The sequence below is a fragment of the Bartonella sp. AA126HLJHH genome (assembly GCF_042197425.1).
Lineage (GTDB): Bacteria > Pseudomonadota > Alphaproteobacteria > Rhizobiales > Rhizobiaceae > Bartonella.
This window is the reverse complement of record NZ_JBHIRU010000065.1, coordinates 1-2,488: the sequence shown is the minus strand read 5'-3', so window position 1 is coordinate 2,488 and position 2,488 is coordinate 1. Positions and strand designations below refer to the sequence as shown.

General features: G+C 44.4%; 3 protein-coding genes. All 3 read left to right on the top strand.

The features are described 5' to 3' along the window. Positions 1-515: phage tail protein (locus tag ACFIQC_RS09575; RefSeq protein ID WP_375707114.1), on the top strand; the 515-nt coding region annotated here is incomplete at its 5' end. Between the two features lie 8 nt (positions 516-523). Next, positions 524-1,537, top strand: a complete 1,014-nt coding sequence (locus ACFIQC_RS09570) for a phage tail protein (RefSeq protein WP_375630377.1) — start codon at positions 524-526, stop codon at positions 1,535-1,537. 7 nt (positions 1,538-1,544) lie between these two features. Beyond that, the coding region (locus ACFIQC_RS09565) for a phage tail protein (protein ID WP_375707113.1) at positions 1,545-2,488 on the top strand (944 nt) is incomplete at its 3' end.

Below are 2,488 nucleotides of genomic sequence, written 5' to 3'. Positions count from 1 at the left end.
TAGGAACGTTTGGAATGCGCGGGATTCCAAAGGATTGGTTAATTTGCGATGGGAAGGCTTATTTGCGTCGTGATTATGGTGATTTATTTGAGACGATAGGAACGGTTTGGGGAGAGGGTGATGGCGCCACGACATTTAATGTTCCCGATTTTCGAGGGATGTTTTTACGAGGGCTTGATGGAGGGCGCAATATTGATGAGGGGCGTTCTTTTGCAAGTGTGCAAACAGATTTAATCGAGTCGCATCAACATCAAGGACAGAGCCTTTCGATGTCTCATTTTACCAGCAACGAAAACTTTTGGGATGGGAATACGACGGATGTGTTGGGCTATCGTCTAGGCTTGTTTGGGGGGAGCTCTCTAGCGAATTTTATGGGCATAGAGCGTGAGAATTTAGGGGGCTACATTGTAAGTTCTCATACTCTTGATGAGAACCAAGAGGTTGTTTTGGAGAGCACTGGTGAAGGCGAGACGCGTCCAGTTAATGTGAGTGTTCTGTTTGCGATTAAGACATGAGGTGTAAGATGTCGACGATCTATGATTGGTCTTTAAATGCCTCCTTGAATGCCTATTGTGATGATTTGATTGATTGGTCAAAAGGACAACGTCCTAGTAGTCTGAATAATAGTGCTCGTGTGATGATGCAACGTGTGCGTGAGTATTTATCGGATACGAGTGGTGTGATTGAAAGCACTTTTACGGTTGATGCTGAACACCAGACGACGTTGATAAGACTTCAAAGCCAATCGGCATTTTTAGAGTATAAGAATGGGATATCAATTTGTTTTAAAGCGAAGGGCAAGAATATTGGGGAAACCGCAATTGCCTTGAATGATTTGGCGGCTAAACCTGTTTACAAGGCGACGGAATTAGGTCTCCGTGTTTTATCTGGGGGCGAGCTTCAAAGGGGATGCATTTATAGCTTGGTTTATAGGGATCATGCTTGGCAAGTTTTAAATCCTACGCCTCTCTCTTTATCGCAAGAGCCGGTTATCCCTGTTTATCCACTAGGGACGATAGGGATTTTTGGGATGCAAGTTTTGCCAGATGGCTGGTTACCATGTGATGGGAAGGCTTATTTGCGTAGTGATTATCCTGCTCTTTATGAAGCGATAGGGATCAGGTGGGGAGGCGCTGATAGTTGGACGAAGTTTAATGTTCCCGATTTGCGTGGTGTTTTTTTACGAGGTGTTGATGATGACCGCGAGATAGACCGCTTTCGTTATCTTGGCACTTTACAAAATGACGCAATGAGAAAGCATGACCATGGGGGTCAATCCTTTACGATTTTGAATGATGAAAATCAGGAAGAGAGTTGGCATGGTGATATGACGATCATCTGGGGATATGTGTTGAATGACCAGCAAAGATTGAAGCTTGCTGAACGTTTGGGCGTGAGAGCAGAGGATATACGCGTGCACCATAAGCTCGCCTTTCCCCATTCCCACCTTCACATGCGTGATGTTGCATTGGCAAGTTCAGGTATAAGTGAGACGCGCCCGATTAATATGAGTGTTGTGTTTGGAATCAAGACGTGAGGTTTAGATGTCCACGATTTATGATTGGTCTTTAACAGCATCTGAGAATGGTGGTGCTGATGCTTTAATTAATTGGTCAGAGGGACAGCACCCTAACACAGTCAATAATAGCGCTCGTTTTATGATGCAAAGGATAAGTGAGTATTTATCGGATACGGGGGGTGTGCTTGAAGGGATTGTGACGGTTGATAATAACCAAAAGACGAGCGTGATAAGGCTTCTAAGTCAATCGGCATTTTTAGAGTATAAGAATGGCATATCGGTTTGTTTTAAAGCGAAGGGCAAGAATGTTGGGGCGACAACAATTGCTTTAAATAATTTAGCCGATAAGCCCGTTTATAAGGCAACAGAAACCGGTTTATTAGCCTTATCGGGAGGAGAGATACAAGATGGCTGTCTTTATACGCTTGTGTATGATGAAGAGCTTACGGGTTGGCAAGTTCTCAACCCGACAAGGAGCAAAGTTTCTTCCTTAAAACGTTTACCTTCCGGTCTGATAGGACCGTTTGCAATGGAGCGCTTGCCAGATGGTTGGTTGCCATGTGATGGGAAGGCTTATTCGCGAAGAACGTATAGAGCCTTGTTTGAAGTAATAGGGACGACGTGGGGAGAAGGGGATGGCGCCACGACGTTTAATGTTCCCGATTTTCGGGGGCTATTTTTACGGGGACTTGATAATGAACGCAATTTAGACCCTTGGCGTTCTTTTGCAAGTATACAACCCTGTTCTTTAAAAGCGCATGAACATTTTATAGGTCCAGCGTCATCAGAAGGTCTTTCTTCTCGAAAAAAACGGGATGTTTCTTCTTCTGAAGCTCACTTGCAAAGGCGCAAGAGAGCTATAGACGAAGAGTGTGTAGGTTTGAGTGGGGATGCTTTGGACAAGTGTAATCAAGAATTTGACCAAATAGCAGGAAGTCCACAGGTAGAGACTCCCTTTTGGTTTACAGA

Excerpts from the sequence above, each read along its gene's own strand:
- ACFIQC_RS09570 (WP_375630377.1), top strand. The coding sequence starts at position 524 with ATGTCGACGATCTATGATTGGTCTTTAAATGCCTCCTTGAATGCCTAT.